This is a genomic window from Kitasatospora brasiliensis, assembly GCF_032654805.1.
In the GTDB taxonomy this organism is placed as follows: domain Bacteria; phylum Actinomycetota; class Actinomycetes; order Streptomycetales; family Streptomycetaceae; genus Kitasatospora; species Kitasatospora brasiliensis.
Window position 1 is genome coordinate 254,300 of sequence record NZ_JAUOOW010000002.1, and the last position, 14,994, is coordinate 269,293.

Below are 14,994 nucleotides of genomic sequence, written 5' to 3' on the forward strand. Positions count from 1 at the left end.
CCAGCCGAACTGGGGCGATGGGCCGGATTTCCGAAGCAAGGGAGATCACGCGGACGCACGGTGACGGCCAAGCGACTCCCCGTCATCCTACGATTCACCTCAGGAGCCCCCGAGTGAGCAAGCGCACCTTCCAGCCGAACAACCGTCGTCGCGCGAAGACCCACGGCTTCCGGCTGCGTATGCGTACCCGCGCCGGCCGCGCCATCCTGGCCGCCCGCCGTGGCAAGGGCCGCGCCAGCCTGTCCGCCTGATCCGCGCCAGAGTCTGTTGTGCTGCCCTCCGAGAATCGGCTGCGGCGGCGCCAGGACTTCGCGACCGCGGTGAAACGCGGTCGCCGGGCCGGCCGGCCCCTTCTGGTCGTCCATCTCAGCAGAGACGGTGACCCGCAGGGGCCGACCGACCGGACCAGCGACTCCCGCCCGCACGTCGCCGAGGGGACTCCTTCGGCGCGTGCGGGTTTCGTCGTGAGCAAGGCCGTTGGCCCGGCGGTCGTCCGCAACCTGGTCAAACGCAGGTTGCGCCACCTCGTTCGTGATCGTCTGTCCAGGCTGCCCGCCGGTAGCCTGATAGTGGTGCGTGCGCTGCCCCAGGCCGCGACCGCCTCGTACCAGGACCTCGAACGTGACCTGGACGCGGCATTGAAGCGGTTGCTGAGGACGGAGCCCGCCGCCACGGCGCCGACGGGAGCAGGGCGATGAAGTACCTGCTGATGGGTCTGATCAGGGTCTACCAGTGGACGATCAGCCCACTGCTCGGTCCGGTCTGCCGTTATTACCCCTCCTGCTCGCACTACGGCTACGAAGCCGTGAAGGTGCACGGGGCGGTCAAGGGCGGCGGACTGACCGTGTGGCGCATCCTGCGCTGCAATCCTTGGTCACCCGGTGGGGTCGACCACGTACCGCCGCGCAAGCACCCGGTGTGGCACCGCCGGCTGCGCGATCTGCTGAGCCCCAAGAGCGGGACCGCCGAGCCGGAGCCGGTGGCGAAGCCCGATGCCCAAGGAGTCTGACCGGTGACCTTCGGTTTTCTGAGTCCCCTCTACACGGCGGTGTCCTGGATCATCGTCCAGTTCCACTCGCTGTACAGCCACGTCTTCAATCCGGACGGCGGGTGGGCCTGGGGCCTGTCCATCGCCTCGATGGTGGTCGTCATCCGGATCTGCCTGATCCCGCTCTTCGTGAAGCAGATCAAGGCGACCCGGGCCATGCAGGCGATCCAGCCGAAGATGAAGGCCATCCAGGAGCGCTACAAGAACGACCGGCAGCGCCAGTCCGAAGAGATGATGAAGCTGTACAAGGAGGCGGGTACCAACCCGTTCTCCAGCTGCCTTCCCATCCTCGTGCAGGCGCCCTTCTTCACCGCGCTCTACGGTGTGCTCGCCAAGGTCGCCAAGGGTGCGGACATCGGCGTCATCCACGGTGACCTGCTGGTGAGCGCCGGCAAGGCGCACATCTTCGGTGCCCCGCTCTCCGCGACCTTCGTCGGCAGCAGCGAGACCAGCGTCAAGATCGTCACCGCCGTGATGATCATCCTGATGTCGCTGTCGCAGTTCGTCACCCAGCGCCAGCTGATGACCAAGAACGTCGACCTCACGGTGAAGACGCCGTTCATGCAGCAGCAGAAGATGCTGATGTACGTCTTCCCGATCATGTTCGCCGTGATGGGCATCAACTTCCCGGTCGGTGTCCTGGTCTACTGGCTGACCACCAACGTCTGGTCGATGGCCCAGCAGCTGGTCGTCATCCACAACAACCCGACCCCGGGCAGCAAGGCCTTCGAGGAGCGCCAGGCGCGGCTGAAGAAGGCCGGCCGACTGCGTCCGGACGGTACGGAGATCAAGGGCGCGCTCTGGGGCATGCTGCCCCCGTCCAAGACGGCCGTCAGCGAGGCGGCCAGCGCCGCCACGGTGGTCGAGGAGTCGGTGCAGGCGCGCCGCCAGCAGCCCCGCCGCCAGACCAAGTCGCAGCGCCAGGGCGGTGCCGGGCAGCCGACGGTCGACCTGGGCAAGGACACGGCCGAGGAGGCCGCCGAGACCGTCCAGGCCGAGGCCGAGGCCGAATCCGGTGCCAAGCCGGCGGCCGCCAAGCAGGGTGCGGCCAAGCCGGCCGGCACCAAGCAGGGCACCCGGCAGCAGCCGAAGCGCACCGGCGGCCAGCGGCCGAAGAAGAAGTCCTGACCGGCGCCCAGCCTGTTGTGACAGCCGCGAAGAGCGTCGTTCCCGGCCCGCCAGACGGGCCCATCTCCGAAGGAGTCCATCAGTGACGGAAGGCACCACCTCCGCCGTCGAGGCCGAGGCCGCCGCCAGCGCCGACGAGAGCCTCATCTCCCGCCTGGAGCAGGAGGGCGACATCGCGGCGGACTACCTGGAGGGTCTGCTCGACATCGCGGACCTCGACGGTGACATCGACATGGACGTCGAGGGCGACCGCGCCCTGGTGTCCATCGTCAGTGACGGCAACGACCGCGCGATCCAGCGCCTGGTCGGCCAGGACGGCGAGGTGCTGGAGGCTCTCCAGGAGCTGACCCGGTTGGCTGTCCACCGGGAGACCGGCGAGCGGAGCCGCCTCATGCTGGACATTGCCGGCTTCCGGGCCCGCAAGCGCGAGGAACTGGCGGCGCTCGGTGCCAAGGCCGCGGAGCAGGCGAAGAGCACCGGCGAGCAGGTCAAGCTGCGGCCGATGACGCCCTTCGAGCGCAAGGTCGTCCACGACGCGGTCGCCGCGGCGGGCCTGCGCAGTGAGTCCGAGGGCGAAGAGCCCCAGCGGTGCGTGGTCGTGCTGCCGGCCTGAAGCCGGTAGGTCGATGACCGGCCGCCGCGGTGGCCGGAGAGCTTCACCGGACGCGACCCCGTCCGCCTCGTGCGGGCGGGGTCGTCGTCCCTCCTGGGATGTTTCACGTGAAACAGTGCGTTGAGCGGGTCGGTGGATCCGGGGATCGGAGAGGTCGAGATGGACACGGATAACGCGGCTGCCGGCCGGGCGGGGGCGGACGTGGACCCGGCCGCTGAGGGCCGGGCCATCGAGGTGGGCGAGCCGGGCGAGGCGCCCGCCGTCGCCCGGGAGGTCTTCGGGGAGCGGTTCGACGCCGCGGTGCGCTACACCGAGCTGCTGGCCACCGCGGGCGTGCAGCGCGGACTGATCGGGCCGCGCGAGGTGCCCCGGCTCTGGGACCGCCATGTGCTGAACTGCGCGGTGCTGGCCGAGCTGCTGCCGTCCGAGATCACCCTGTGCGACGTCGGCTCCGGGGCCGGCCTGCCGGGCATCCCGGTGGCGCTGGCCCGTCCGGACGTCTCGGTGACGCTGCTGGAGCCGCTGCTGCGCCGGACCACCTTCCTGGAGGAGGTCGTCCGGGAACTGGGGCTGGAGAACGTCACGGTGCTGCGCGGCCGGGCCGAGGAGATGGTCGGCAAGCTGGCGGTGGACGTGGTGACCGCCCGCGCGGTGGCGCCGCTGGAGCGGCTGGCCGGCTGGGGCATGCCGCTGCTTCGCCCGCACGGGCAGATGCTGGCGCTCAAGGGCGACAGCGCGGAGCAGGAGCTGGCCGACTCGCGGGCCGGGCTGGCCAAGCTGGGCGCGGTCGAGTGGAACGTCATCGCGGTCGGCGAGGGCACCCTGGAGACCTCGACCCGCGTGGTCCAGGTGAAGGCCGGGGAGAGCCCCGGCGGGGTGAAGGCGGCGACCCGGCGTGCCAAGGCGGCCCGGGCGGGCCGTAACGCCGGCGCCGCCCGCACCGCCGGCGACCGCGCTCGCGGCGGACGGCGCCGCAGCCGCTGACCTGACACCTGCCGACCACGGGCGGACGGGCCTCCTGAGTGGGAGGAACGTCCGCCCGTCGTCGTTCAGCCGGCGGGTGGGTGGCCGGTGGGACACCGGAGTGTCGCAACGTCAGATTTCCGGCATAGCGGGCATGGTGTTTCACGTGAAACGTCGCTCCTTGCTCTCGGGCATCCTCCGCCGTGACCGGGCGGCGACTGTTGCCGCTCCGGTTTCACGTGAAACACTGACCCCCATGCAGGACTCGGAGACCGTCGACCAGATCGACGACACGCCCATCGCACGGGCTGCCCAGGCTGCGGTTCGGGCGATCGGCCGAGCGGGTGAAGGACTGCCCCGGCCCGCCGACACCCGGGTGATCGTGGTCGCCAACCAGAAGGGTGGGGTGGGCAAGACCACCACCACCGTGAACATGGCCGCCTCGCTCGCCATGCACGGCCTTCGCGTCCTGGTCGTCGACCTCGACCCGCAGGGCAACGCCTCCACCGCGCTCGGCATCGACCACCACGCCGACGTCCCGTCCATCTACGACGTCCTGGTGGAGGGCAAGCCGCTGGCCGACGTGGTGCAGCCGGTGCGCGATGTCGAGGGGCTGTTCTGCGTCCCCGCCACCATCGACCTGGCCGGCGCCGAGATCGAGCTGGTCTCCCTGGTCGCCCGGGAGAGCCGGCTCCAGCGTGCCATCGCGGCCTACGAGCAGCCGCTGGACTACATCCTGATCGACTGTCCGCCCTCGCTGGGCCTGCTGACGGTCAACGCCCTGGTCGCCGGCCGGGAGGTGATGATCCCGATCCAGTGCGAGTACTACGCGTTGGAGGGCCTCGGCCAGCTGCTGCGCAACGTCGAGCTGGTGCGCGCTCACCTCAACCCCGCACTGCACGTGTCGACCATCCTGCTCACCATGTACGACGCCCGGACCAGGCTGGCCGCCCAGGTCGCCGAGGAGGTCCGGACCCACTTCCAGCGCGAGGTGCTGAGCACGGCGATCCCGCGCTCGGTGCGCATCTCGGAGGCGCCCAGCTACGGGCAGACGGTGCTCACCTACGACCCGGGCTCGACCGGGGCGCTCTCCTACCTGGAGGCCGCCCGCGAGCTCGCGCAGCGCGCGGTGGGCGCCACGCTGGTGGGTCAGCAGCGGGACGGCCAGCAGGGGCACGGCGCCCCGGTGGTACAGCACGGCACGACGGAGGGTCATCAGTGAGTGCTCGCAGGGTTGGTCTGGGGAAGGGGCTCGGGGCGCTGCTCCCGTCGGCTCCGTCGGCGGTCGGCGGGGCGGTGGGACAGCCCGCGACGGCCGCGCCCGAACCGGCCTCGGTGGTGTCCCCCGGGAACGGGAAGGTCTCGCCGGCCGCGGTGCCGGTGCTGCCGTCCGGCCGGGGAACGGTGGCCGCCCGGGCCGGCCTCCTGGGCCGACGGGAGAAGGCCGTGGCTCCGCAGCCGACGGAGCAGTCGGCCGAGGTCGCCGGGGCGCGGTTCGCCGAGCTGCGGCTGGACGCGATCAGCCCGAACCCGCGCCAGCCGAGGGAGGTCTTCGACGAGGACAAGCTGGCCGAGCTGGTCGCCTCCATCAAGGAGGTGGGCCTGCTCCAGCCGATCGTGGTGCGTCAGGTCGAGGCCGAGCGCTACGAGCTGATCATGGGCGAGCGCCGTTGGCGCGCCTCCCGGGAGGCCGGGCTGGAGCGCATTCCGGCGATCGTCCGGGCCACCGAGGACGACAAGCTGCTGCTGGACGCCCTCCTGGAGAACCTGCACCGGGCCGAGCTGAACCCGCTGGAGGAGGCCGCCGCGTACGACCAGCTGCTGAGGGACTTCTCCTGCACCCACGAGGAGCTGGCCGACCGGATCGTCCGCTCGCGGGCGCACGTCTCCAACACGCTGCGGCTGCTGAAGCTGCCGCCGTCCGTTCAGAGCCGGGTCGCCTCGGGGGTGCTGACCGCCGGGCACGCCCGGGCGCTGCTCGGGCTGTCGGACGCCGAGCGGCAGGAGGAGCTGGCCAAGCGGATCAACGCGGAGGGCCTCTCGGTGCGGACCACCGAGGAGATCGTCCGGATGATGGCCGCCGAGCCGCAGACACCGAAGCGGCAGGCGCCCAAGGCGGGCAAGCTGAACTCCCCGGCCTTCAACGACCTGGCGACCCGGCTGTCGGACCGCTTCGACACCCGGGTCAAGGTCGAGGTGTCGCAGCGTGGCGGCAAGCTGGGCAAGGGCAAGGTGGTGCTGGAGTTCGGCTCGGTGGACGACCTGAACCGGATCCTGGACAGCATGGCCCCCGGCGAGGACGGTCTGCGGCTGTCGCAGGGCTGAGCCGGACCAAGGGGACCGGTTGAGGGCAACGACCCGATGGGTGCATGTTCCACGTGAGTGCGGGTTTCACGTGAAACATGCACCCATCGGCGTTCGTGGGGGAATGCTCGACCGTGAGAGGGAGGAGGAGGGTCGGCCATGGGACGCCGGATCGCTCCGCTGACGCTGGACAACCTCGGGGACCTGCCGCTGGGCTGTCGCTCCTGCGTGTTCTGGGAACTGGACCCGGTGAGCGCGCGGCAGGCGGTGGAGTCGGGCAAGCCGGAGCTGGAGAAGGAGGGGTGGATCTCCACGGTGCTGCTGGAATGGGGGTCCTGCGGTCGGATCGTCTACGTGGACGACAGGCCCGCCGGGTTCGTGCTGTACGCGCCGCCGGCCTACGTCCCCCGCTCGCAGTCCTTCCCGACCAGCCCGGTCTCGCCGGACGCCGTGCAGCTGATGGTCAGCCGGGTGCTGCCGGGCTACCAGCGCCAGGGGATCGGACGGGTGCTGGTGCAGACCGTGGCGAAGGACCTGATCGGGCGCGGGGTGCGGGCGATCGAGGCCTTCGGCTCGGCCGGACGGGTGCCGGTCAGCTGCGTGCTGCCGGCCGACCACTTGCTCGCGGTCGGCTTCAAGACCGTCCGCCCGCACGGGCGCTACCCCCGGCTGCGGCTGGAGGCGCGGACCACGCTCTCCTGGCGGGAGGACGTGGAGGGGGCGCTGGAGCGGCTGCTCGGCGGCGGGCGCAAGGAACCGGCGCTGCGGCCGTTCTGAGGAGCCGGGATACGACGGTGGCGGGGCTCCTCGCCGAGAGGAGCCCCGCCACCGTGCGGTCGACGACCGTGCGACCTAGATGAACTCGGCCAGCTCGCGCAGCAGCGCGGCCTTCGGGCGGGCACCGGTGATGGACTTCACCGGCACGCCGTCCTTGTAGACGATCAGGGTCGGGATCGAGATGACGTTGTACTCGGCGGCCGTCTTCTGGTTGGCGTCCACGTCGAGCTTGGCGATGGTCAGCTTGTCGCCGTGCTCGGCCGCGATGTCCTCCAGGACCGGGGCGACCTGGCGGCACGGGCCGCACCAGGTGGCCCAGAAGTCGACCAGTACGGGCTTCTTGCTGTCCAGGACGTCGGCCTGGAACGTCGCGTCGGTGACGGTGGTGGTGGCGCCGGCCACGGGAACTCCTCGGGTTCGGACGGAGGGGGCTGCTGCCAGGAGAACAACGGATGGGCCCGTTCTGTTTCTGCCCGGCCGGGGCGGGGGTGTTTCACGTGGAACACCCCCGCAGGGTGGTTCGGGGGAAGGCTCAGACCGCGACGGTGGCGGCCTTGGACTCCAGGTCGTCCAGCGCGGCCAGGTAGCGCTCGGCGTCCAGCGCGGAGGAGCAGCCGGTGCCGGAGGCGGTGATGGCCTGGCGGTAGGTGTGGTCCACGACGTCGCCGGCGCCGAAGACGCCCGGGATGTTGGTCCGGGTGGAGGGGGCCTCGACCTTGAGGTAGCCCTCGGCGTCCAGGTCCAGCTGGCCCTTGAAGAGCTCGGTGCGCGGGTCGTGGCCGATCGCGATGAACAGACCGGTGACGGCCAGCTCGCGGGTCTCGCCGGTGGTGGTGTCGCGCAGGGTGACGCCGCTCAGCTTCGGGTCGCCGTGGATGGCCTCGACCGCGCTGTCCCACTCGAAGCGGATCTTCGGGTCGGCGAAGGCGCGCTCCTGCATCGCCTTGGAGGCGCGCAGGGTGTCCCGGCGGTGGATGATCGTGACGCTCTTGGCGAAGCGGGAGAGGAAGGTCGCCTCCTCCAGGGCGGTGTCGCCGCCGCCGACCACCGCGATGTCCTGGTCGCGGAAGAAGAAGCCGTCGCAGGTGGCGCACCAGGAGACGCCGCGGCCGGAGAGCTTGTCCTCGTTCGGCAGGCCGAGCTTGCGGTGCTGGGAGCCGGTGGTGACGATCACGGCGCGCGCCTTGTGCACGTTGCCCTCGGAGTCGGTGACGGTCTTGATGTCACCGGTGAGGTCGACCGCGACGATGTCGTCGGGGATCAGCTCGGCGCCGAAGCGCTCGGCCTGGGCCCGCATGTTGTCCATCAGCTCGGGGCCCATGATGCCGTCCCGGAAGCCGGGGAAGTTCTCGACCTCGGTGGTGTTCATGAGCGCTCCACCGGCGGTGACGGCCCCCTCGAAGACCAGCGGCTTGAGGGAGGCACGGGCCGTGTAGAGAGCGGCCGTGTAGCCTGCCGGGCCGGAGCCGATGATGATCACGTTACGGACGTCGCTCACTGCTTCTCCTGGTTCGCATCGCGACCCGCGTTTGCTGCGGGGAGGGCGGTCCTGCTCCGCCGCCCGGGACAACGACTGACCAGTGTCTCGCATTCCCAGGCGGATCAGTACCAGGCGCCCGAAGTCCGGAAGCGGCGTGCCGCCGTCGACGTGGATCGCATGGGAACCGCCGGTCAGCGGCTGGGAACGGCCTGGTGCAGGACGACCGGGCCGCAGTCCGGGGAGCGCAGGTAGACGTCGACGTAGCCGGGCCGGTCGGGCAGCGGGTAGACCAGGACGTCGACCGGGGCACCGCGGTAGCTGCCCCGGTCGATGGCCAGCGGGGTGCCGGTGGCGGGGGCCGGGCAGGCCGGGTCGGCAGGGGAGGCGGGCTCGGGGCGGATGCCCTCGGACTGGGCGGGCAGGACGGTCTCGGACCGGGCGGGCCCGGTGGCGGACAGTCCCGGGGCGCTCTGGGAGCGGGCCAGCAGCTGCTGGATCCGGGTGACGAGTTCGTCCTCGCGGTAGTCCGGTCCGGCGCCGGTCGCGTGCGGGGTGCGGGCGCCGCGGTCGTCGGCGGTGGCGGTGGCGGTCGGGACGGCGCCCGCGACGGTGGTGCCGCCGTCGGAGCGGTCGCCGGGGTGCAGCAGCAGGGCCCCGCCGAGCCCGAGGGCGGCGAGGGCGACGGCCGAACCGAGCAGCAGGGCGAACCGCCGTCGGCGGGAGCGGCCGGGGCCGGTTCCCGAACCGGGCCGGCCGACGGGCCTGCCCGCGGGCCGGTCGGAACGCGGAGCGGCGGACGGTACGGCGGCGGGTACGGACCGGGCCGGGGCCTCGGCCCGGTGGCCGGCCGTGGCGCCCTCCCGCTGAGGCTCGGCGGCCTCGGCGGCGGTTCCAGCGGCGGCCTCGGCCAGTGCCGCGTCCAGCCGGGCGGCGATGTCGGCCGGCATCGGCGGGGTCTCGACCTCGCCGAGCAGCGCCTGGACCTCGGCGAGCGCCTCGACCGTCTCCCGGCACTCGGCGCAGCCGTCCAGGTGGCGCCGCAGCGCCGCGAGGGCCTCCGGGGAGTCGATCAGCCCCTCGGCGAGGTCGGCCAGCCGCTCGACCGGGGGGTGGTCCTCGGTGGGGTCGGGGGAGGAGGGATGGGCGTTCATCGGGTGCTCGCGTCTCCTTCCAGAATCGTCCGACCGGTGCTCGGGCCCGCCCCTGTGACGGTGCCCGGCCGCTGCGGGTTCCCCGGGGTGCCCCGGTGCGGCGGTGGGGTCGAGCCTCGGGCGGGCGGTGTTTCACGTGAAACGTCCTGCTCGCGCAGGTGCCGGACGAGCGGAAGGAGCCGGGCCCGGCCGCGCGCGCAGCGGCTCTTCACGGTGCCCACCGGGACGCCCAGCAGCTCGGCGGCCTCGGCGACCGGGTAGCCCTGCATGTCGACCAGCACCAGCGCGGCCCGCTGTTCGGCGGGCAGCTCGGCGAGCGCCGCGGTCAGCTCGCGGTGCAGCTCGGCCCGGACCACCGGGGAGTCGGCCGGCTCGGCGGTGCCGACCAGGGCGTCCAGCCGCTGCGGGTCCTCGTCGAGCGGGGTGGTGCGGCGGGAGGCGCCGCGCCGGGCGCGGTCCAGGCAGGCGTTGACCACGATCCGGTGCAGCCAGGTGGTGACCGCCGAGCGGCCCTGGAAGCCGGCGGCGGCGCGGAAGGCGGAGACCAGGGCGTCCTGGAGGGCGTCGGCGGCCTCCTCGCGATCGCCCAGGGTGCGCAGCGCGACCGCCCAGAGCCGGTCGCGGTGGCGGTTCATCAGCAGGCCGAAGGCCTCCGGGTCGCCGGCGACGTGCCGGGCGAGCAGTGCCGCGTCGTCGTCCGTCACCGTCACCCCTCGACCCCTCGTTGTCGTGCCGGGCCACCGGTCCCGGTCAGCCGGAGACCTTGACCTCGGCGACCTGGCCGGTGAAGTGGCCGTTGCCATCCTTCGGCAGGGCGGTCAGCCAGAGCAAGAGGTAGCGCGTGGTGACCGGGGATTCGAGGGTGTACTCGACGTTGGGGCCGCTCTTCTTGCCGACCACGGTGAAGCCGTCCAGCTTGGCGTTCGCCGGGTTGGCGGCGGCGCCCGCGCCCGGCACCCGCAGCTCCGCGGTGTGCTCGCCGACGAACTGGACGCTCACCGAGGAGACCGCCTGCGGCGAGCCGAGGTCGAGCAGCAGCCCGGTGCCGGCCTTGAGGGCGGGCGCCTTGGGGCCGAACTGGTCGGCGTACCACTGGGTGGTCCAGGCGGTGCTCGGGTCGTTGTCGATCACCTTGGCGGGGCTGTCGCTGCCCTCGTTGCCCTCGCCCGGCCCGGTGTACGACGTCACGCTCTTGACGGTGAGTGGCACCGGGTTGTGGGTGCTGGCCTGCGGGCTCGGCGCGGCGCTGGTGGCCGACGGGGTCGTGGAGGTGACGGTCGTCCCGGTGTGGCGCAGGTTGTCGACGAACTGCCAGGAGGCGACGCCGATCGCGCCCAGTGCGACCGTCCAGGCGGTGGCCTTGACCACCTGGCGCAGCCGCCGCCGGGTGCGCCGGGAGGAGGTCGGACGGGAGGAGGCCGGCAGCGGGTTGACGGTGGTGTCGGCCACCCGGGTCGGGTTGGGCGCGGTGGGCAGCGCGTGGGTGTTGTGCCGGGGCGGGGCCGGGAAGGCGGGCAGCTCCGGCTCGGGCTGGCGGATCCGGGGCAGCTTGGCGATCGCCCGGACCAGCTCCTCCGGCGTGGTGATCGGCTGGGCGTGGTGCGGCGGCTGGTCGAACAGGGCGCGCGCGGCGAGCTCCGACAGGCCCTTGTGGACCCCGGCGCGGACCTGGTCCGGTGAGACGTTCTGGAGGCCCCTGGGCAGGCCCTGGAGGTCGTAGCGGTCCTCCGGGTACGGCCAGCGGTGGGTGAGCGCGGCGAACAGCAGTGCGCCGATCGCGCGGGTGTCGGCCCGCTCGGCGTCCTCGGCCTCCTCGCCGGGCAGCCCGCGCAGGGCCGCGTCCACCGCGATGCCGTTGATCCGGTACTGGCCGCTGTCGGTGCGCAGCACGCAGCGCGGGGTGAGCCGCAGATGGGCCTGGCCGCGCCGGTGGGCGGCCGCGACGGCGTCGGCGACCTGGCGGACCATCTGGTACGCCTCGTGCGGCTCCATCGGGCCGTTGGCGATCAGCCGGGCGAGGTCGGAGGAGTGCGGCAGCCACTCCCGTACGACGTAGACCAGCTCGCCCTCGTGGACGGCGTCCAGCACCTGGACGAAGCGCGGGTCGCCGAGCAGGGCGGCGGACTTGGCCGCGGCCAGCACCTTGCGGGCCCGCTGGTGGCCGGAGGCCATCAGGTGGACGCCGACGGCCCGGCGCAGCTTCTCGTCGACGGCGCGCCAGCTGCTGAAGGTCGCGGTCTGGGAGATGCACTCCTCCAGCCGGTACCGGTGGCCGATCATGTCGCCGCTGCGGCGCTGCGGGGCGGGGAGGGTGCGCGGGAGGGTGGCGGTGTCGCGCGGGTCGACCGTGGGCTGCGGGTCGGTGGGGCGGCGCGCGGGGCGGGCGGCCGCGGGGGAGGGGGCGGGCTTCTTCCGGGGGGAGCCGGCGGCCAGTTCGGCGCGGATCTCCTGGACCGAGAGCGGGGCGGTGATCTCGGAGGTCTCCTCGCTGACGGGGGACTCCCCGCCTTTCGCCTCGTCCGCCTCGTCGTCCGCCGTGGTGTCCGCGTCGGTGTCCGCGTCCGTGTCCACGGCGGCAGCGGCGGCAGCGCCCTTCCGGGCGTCCGCGGAGGCGCCCTCGCGGGCGTCCGCCGAGCCCGCGAGCTCGTCGATCGCCGCGGCCAGCGCGGCCTCGTCCGCCGCCGCGTCAGCTGCTGACGTGTCGACGACCGCCTTGGTGCCATCAGCCACCGTGGTCCTGCCTCCCCTGTTGTCGCCCCGGCCTGAGAGAGTCGCTGGAGCCCGAGGGTTGGCCGCCCTGTGCTCCAGGACAATTGTGCCCACTCTTCTCCACCGGGTACGACCGCTGAGGGGTCCGCTCGGTTGCACGGGGGTGGAGAGATGTGGTGCAGATCCGACACCGGCTCGTCATCCGGCGGTCGGATGGGCTCGAACGAACCGGCTGCCCAGCACTCGGCCGGACGAGCGGAGGAGCTTCTCGCTCCGGTTGACGCCCGGTCAGGGCGCCCGCTCGTCCGGCCGGTGGTCGGACGGTCAGCGGCCCAGTCGGCCGCGCAGCATGCCCAGTGTGGCGTTGAGTTCCTCGATCCGCAGGCGCTTCGCGACCAGCGTGAAGACCACCAGCTGGAGGCCGCCGGCCACGACCACGGACGCCACGCTGCCCGGCCAGCCGCCGAGCGCCTGCTGGATGCCCAGGCTGGTGCCGAGGCCGACCAGGGCGGCCGGGACGCAGGCGGCGGCCAGCCGGCTGTACGTCCGGCCGATCCGCTTGGTGTCCAGCCCGCCGATCCGCTTCTTCAGCTTCGGCATCGCGACCACCACTCCTATGGCGTAACCGAGGCCGTAGCCGAAGGCGATGCCGATCACCGTCCACTCGGCGGGCAGCACCAGCCAGCACAGCACCGCGAAGCCGGCCTGACAGCCCGCGACCCAGACGGTGTTGGAGAACGGGGTCCGGGTGTCCTCGTAGGCGTAGAAGCCGCGCAGCATCACGTACTGGGCGGAGTACGGGATCAGGCCCAGCGCGAAGGAGGAGAGCATCAGACCGATGTTGGTGGCGTCGGTCAGCACCCGGTCGTTGCCGCCGACCGCGTAGATCGAGCGGCCGATCGCCGGGCCGAGCGCCAGGAACAGGAAGGCCGCCGGGACGACCGCCACCGCGGTGGTGCGCAGACCGTAGGAGATGTCGTCCCGCACGGCGCCGGCGTCGTCGTCGGCCGCGGCCCGGGAGAGCCGGGGGAGCACCGCGCTCATGATCGAGACGGTGATCACGGCCTGCGGGAGCTGCCAGATCAGCAGCGCGTTGGAGAACGCGGCCAGGCCGACACCGCCGTGTCCGGCCGCCGCCGCGGTGGCGCCCGCCTTGGTGGACAGCTGGGTGATCACCAGGTAGCCGGCCTGGTTGGCGAGCACGAAGAAGAACGTCCACTTGGCCAGCCGGGCGGCCTTGCCCAGGCCGTGGCCGCGCCAGTCGAAGCGCGGCCGGTAGCGGAAGCCGGCGGCCCGCAGGTACGGGATCATCGACAGCGACTGGACCGTGAGGCCGATCAGGGTGCCGAGGCCGAGCAGCCGCACGCCCTCGGGGGAGATGGTGCCGGGGTCGACGTGGGTGGAGCCGAATCCGCCGTAGACCCAGATGTAGGCGGAGAAGGTGAAGATCACCACGACGTTGTTGAGGACCGGGGTCCACATCATCGCGCCGAACCGGCCACGGGCGTTGAGGATCTGGCCCATCACCACGTGGATGCCCATGAAGAAGATCGTCGGCAGACAGTAGCGGGCCATCGCCACCGTGGTGTCGGCGAGCTCCGGGGTCGCCATCATCGGATGGGCGATCAGCTGCACCAGCACCGGTGCCCCGAGCACCGCCAGGAAGACCACGCCGCCGAGCCCGACGATCACCAGGGTGAGCAGCCGGCTGGCGTACGCGGTGCCGCCGTCCTCGTCGTTCTTCATGCTGCGCACCAGCTGCGGCACGAAGACCGCGTTGAGCGCGCCGCCGCCGATCAGGATGTACAGCAGGGTCGGCAGGGTGTTCGCCGCGTTGTACGAGTCACCCATGACGGCGACGCCGATGGCGGTGGTGATCACCATCGTCCGGACGAAGCCGGTGCCGCGGGAGACCAGGGTGCCGGCCGCCATGAGCGCGCTGGAGTTCAGCACGCTGGCGACCTTGCCGCCGCCGGTCGCCTTGGCGGGTTCGGCGGCGGGCGCGGGCGCCTGCTCGGCGGCCTGCTCCTCGGCGGCGAAGTCCGCCGGCGACTGGACCGCCGGGGGCACCGCGACGGAGGCCACCTGCATGGTGGCCTCCTCCTCGGAGAGCGGCGGGTCGAACTCGATCGGCGGCACGAAGTGCTGCTGCTGCCCGGCCGGAGCGCCGTACTGCGGCTGCCCCTGGTAGCCGGTCATCGGCGGGTACGGCGCCGGGCCGTTCTGCGCGGCCGTCGGCGGGCCGGGCTGCGGGGCCGGGGCGGGCTGGGGGACCGGCGGCTGGGCCGCGGCCTGCGCCGGGCGGCCGCCGAACAGGTCGTCCACCCCGACGTACTCGGTGGTCTCGGTGTCCCACACGGAGTGCGCCGGGCCCGGCTCCCACTGCCGGGGCTGCTCGGCGTCGCCCCAGTGGCCGCCCGCGGCCGGGACCGGCTGCTGCGGCCAGGCGGCCTGCGCCGGGGCGTCCCAGCCGGGCCGCACCGGCGGCACCGGGGGCGCGAAGTGCTCCTGACCCGGGTACGGGGTCGGCGGCACCGGCATCGGGTAGCCGCCGGCCTGCGGCGGCAGCTGCGGCGGCACGTCGTACGCGGCGGCCGGCTGCTGCGGCTCGGCGGGCCGCTCGGCCCGCAGTCCGTACGGGTCCTGGCCGTCCTGCGGGTGCCCGTACGCGTTCGCCGCGTACGGGTCCTGGGCGTAGGTGTCGGCCACGTACCAGTCGCCGGACGGCGACTCGGCGCCCGGCCGGCTCTCACCGCGGCCCGGCGGCCGCTCCTCGCTGCGCCCGGTCATGTCACCTCTTCGCTGTCGTGGGGGGAGGCCG

At 72.8% G+C, this 14,994-nt stretch carries 15 protein-coding genes; 9 read left to right on the forward strand and 6 right to left on the reverse strand.

Features of this window, described 5'->3' with window-relative positions; all coding sequences use genetic code 11:
- Positions 1-113: 113 nt before the first annotated feature.
- From rpmH to QWJ13_RS09060, 9 genes are all read left to right on the forward strand, one after another.
- Positions 114-251 carry a 50S ribosomal protein L34 gene (gene rpmH / locus QWJ13_RS09020; protein ID WP_030059672.1) on the forward strand — a complete coding sequence of 46 codons (138 nt, stop codon included), beginning with the start codon at positions 114-116 and terminating at the stop codon, positions 249-251.
- Positions 252-269: 18 nt separating this feature from the next.
- Positions 270-698, forward strand: coding sequence for a ribonuclease P protein component (gene rnpA, locus QWJ13_RS09025; RefSeq protein ID WP_316522231.1), 429 nt, complete (start codon positions 270-272; stop codon positions 696-698).
- Positions 695-1,009, forward strand: a complete 315-nt coding sequence (gene yidD, locus QWJ13_RS09030; RefSeq protein WP_316522234.1) for a membrane protein insertion efficiency factor YidD — start codon at positions 695-697, stop codon at positions 1,007-1,009. The genes rnpA and yidD overlap by 4 nt, the downstream gene beginning before the upstream one ends.
- 3 nt (positions 1,010-1,012) lie before the next feature.
- Complete coding sequence (gene yidC, locus QWJ13_RS09035) at positions 1,013-2,176, forward strand: membrane protein insertase YidC (RefSeq protein ID WP_316522235.1); 1,164 nt, start codon at positions 1,013-1,015, stop codon at positions 2,174-2,176.
- An 82-nt stretch (positions 2,177-2,258) separates the two neighbouring features.
- Positions 2,259-2,789, forward strand: coding sequence for a Jag family protein (locus QWJ13_RS09040; protein ID WP_316522236.1), 531 nt, complete (start codon positions 2,259-2,261; stop codon positions 2,787-2,789).
- Positions 2,790-2,948: 159 nt separating this feature from the next.
- Positions 2,949-3,773 (forward strand): 16S rRNA (guanine(527)-N(7))-methyltransferase RsmG, encoded by an 825-nt coding sequence (gene rsmG / locus QWJ13_RS09045; protein WP_316522237.1) that lies wholly within the window; start codon positions 2,949-2,951, stop codon positions 3,771-3,773.
- A 262-nt stretch (positions 3,774-4,035) separates the two neighbouring features.
- Positions 4,036-4,974 carry a ParA family protein gene (locus tag QWJ13_RS09050; protein ID WP_316523952.1) on the forward strand — a complete coding sequence of 313 codons (939 nt, stop codon included), beginning with the start codon at positions 4,036-4,038 and terminating at the stop codon, positions 4,972-4,974.
- On the forward strand, positions 4,971-6,077 hold the full coding sequence (locus tag QWJ13_RS09055) for a ParB/RepB/Spo0J family partition protein (RefSeq protein WP_316522241.1): 1,107 nt from the start codon (positions 4,971-4,973) through the stop codon (positions 6,075-6,077). The genes QWJ13_RS09050 and QWJ13_RS09055 overlap by 4 nt, the downstream gene beginning before the upstream one ends.
- Before the next feature lie 138 nt (positions 6,078-6,215).
- Positions 6,216-6,833 (forward strand): GNAT family N-acetyltransferase, encoded by a 618-nt coding sequence (locus QWJ13_RS09060; RefSeq protein ID WP_316522242.1) that lies wholly within the window; start codon positions 6,216-6,218, stop codon positions 6,831-6,833.
- Positions 6,834-6,908: 75 nt separating this feature from the next.
- On the opposite strand, the gene trxA is transcribed toward QWJ13_RS09060, so the two are convergent.
- The 6 genes from trxA to murJ all read right to left on the reverse strand — a co-directional run bounded on the left by trxA (position 6,909) and on the right by murJ (position 14,963).
- Positions 6,909-7,235, reverse strand: a complete 327-nt coding sequence (trxA, locus tag QWJ13_RS09065) for a thioredoxin (RefSeq protein ID WP_316522245.1) — start codon at positions 7,233-7,235, stop codon at positions 6,909-6,911.
- Positions 7,236-7,365: 130 nt separating this feature from the next.
- Positions 7,366-8,331, reverse strand: coding sequence for a thioredoxin-disulfide reductase (gene trxB / locus QWJ13_RS09070; RefSeq protein WP_316522247.1), 966 nt, complete (start codon positions 8,329-8,331; stop codon positions 7,366-7,368).
- A gap of 173 nt (positions 8,332-8,504) precedes the next feature.
- Positions 8,505-9,464 (reverse strand): RsmA family anti-sigma factor, encoded by a 960-nt coding sequence (locus tag QWJ13_RS09075; protein ID WP_316522250.1) that lies wholly within the window; start codon positions 9,462-9,464, stop codon positions 8,505-8,507.
- Positions 9,461-10,168 carry an RNA polymerase sigma factor SigM gene (gene sigM / locus QWJ13_RS09080; protein ID WP_316522252.1) on the reverse strand — a complete coding sequence of 236 codons (708 nt, stop codon included), beginning with the start codon at positions 10,166-10,168 and terminating at the stop codon, positions 9,461-9,463. The genes QWJ13_RS09075 and sigM overlap by 4 nt, the downstream gene beginning before the upstream one ends.
- 46 nt (positions 10,169-10,214) lie before the next feature.
- On the reverse strand, positions 10,215-12,194 hold the full coding sequence (locus tag QWJ13_RS09085) for a protein kinase family protein (protein WP_316522254.1): 1,980 nt from the start codon (positions 12,192-12,194) through the stop codon (positions 10,215-10,217).
- A gap of 303 nt (positions 12,195-12,497) precedes the next feature.
- Complete coding sequence (murJ, locus tag QWJ13_RS09090; RefSeq protein ID WP_316522257.1) at positions 12,498-14,963, reverse strand: murein biosynthesis integral membrane protein MurJ; 2,466 nt, start codon at positions 14,961-14,963, stop codon at positions 12,498-12,500.
- Between the last annotated feature and the right edge of the window lie 31 nt (positions 14,964-14,994).

Excerpts from the sequence above, each read along its gene's own strand:
- yidD (WP_316522234.1), top strand. The coding sequence starts at position 695 with ATGAAGTACCTGCTGATGGGTCTGATCAGGGTCTACCAGTGGACGATC.
- rsmG (WP_316522237.1), top strand. The coding sequence starts at position 2,949 with ATGGACACGGATAACGCGGCTGCCGGCCGGGCGGGGGCGGACGTGGAC.
- QWJ13_RS09060 (WP_316522242.1), top strand. The coding sequence starts at position 6,216 with ATGGGACGCCGGATCGCTCCGCTGACGCTGGACAACCTCGGGGACCTG.
- QWJ13_RS09075 (WP_316522250.1), bottom strand. The coding sequence starts at position 9,464 with ATGAACGCCCATCCCTCCTCCCCCGACCCCACCGAGGACCACCCCCCG.
- murJ (WP_316522257.1), bottom strand. The coding sequence starts at position 14,963 with ATGACCGGGCGCAGCGAGGAGCGGCCGCCGGGCCGCGGTGAGAGCCGG.